This window comes from Janthinobacterium sp. FT14W (assembly GCF_009208755.1).
Taxonomy (GTDB): Bacteria; Pseudomonadota; Gammaproteobacteria; order Burkholderiales; family Burkholderiaceae_D; genus Janthinobacterium; species Janthinobacterium violaceinigrum.
Genome location: NZ_WFLL01000120.1, coordinates 1 through 737, shown reverse-complemented (window position 1 = coordinate 737; position 737 = coordinate 1). Strand labels below are relative to the sequence as shown.

Annotated in this window: 2 tRNA genes and 2 rRNA genes; all 4 read left to right on the top strand. The window is 48.3% G+C overall.

Features of this window, described 5'->3' with window-relative positions:
• Positions 1–65, top strand: a 16S ribosomal RNA gene (locus GCN74_RS28230); the annotation flags it as partial.
• 100 nt (positions 66–165) lie between these two features.
• Positions 166–242 (top strand) — tRNA-Ile (locus GCN74_RS28225).
• Positions 243–305: 63 nt separating this feature from the next.
• A tRNA-Ala gene (locus GCN74_RS28220) sits at positions 306–381 on the top strand.
• Positions 382–627: 246 nt separating this feature from the next.
• A 23S ribosomal RNA gene (locus GCN74_RS28215) occupies positions 628–737 on the top strand; the annotation flags it as partial.

Here is a 737-nt window from a genome sequence, read left to right as displayed (position 1 = left end):
TCGTGACTGGGGTGAAGTCGTAACAAGGTAGCCGTATCGGAAGGTGCGGCTGGATCACCTCCTTTCTAGAGTTTGCACGAACCGGGTAACTGGTTCACGCATCAAATGTTCACACTTATCGGCTGTTTAATTAAGAAGAAACAGTAGTCGTAGTAGCACCGCGTTGGGGCTGTAGCTCAGCTGGTTAGAGCACCGTGTTGATAACGCGGGGGTCGTTGGTTCGAGTCCAACCAGCCCTACCAGCAGAAACAAACCTGGGGGTAAGGTGGACACTAGTCCAGCCAGCCCTACCAGTACACATTCCCGGGGGATTAGCTCAGCTGGGAGAGCACCTGCTTTGCAAGCAGGGGGTCGTCGGTTCGATCCCGTCATCCTCCACCAATACTTTGAAAGTGCAAACGTAAGCCGGTCAACAAGACTGTGGTTTAGGTTTGATCTTTTAGCGATCAAAGCTGTTTCGTTCTTTAACAATCTGGAAGAAGTAAAGATTATTTATTGATCGGTTTGCCGTAAAAAGCAAATCGATGGGTAATGATTGTATGTATCAACAAACAAGCAACAACGTTGTACTTTCTTATCCCTGTAGCGCTCTTTTCGTTTGAAAGAATGAAGAGGCTAACGTTATAGGGACAAGCGAATAAGTGCACATGGTGGATGCCTTGGCGATTACAGGCGATGAAGGACGTAGTAGCTTGCGATAAGCTGCGGGGAGTGAGCAAACACACTTTGATCCGCAG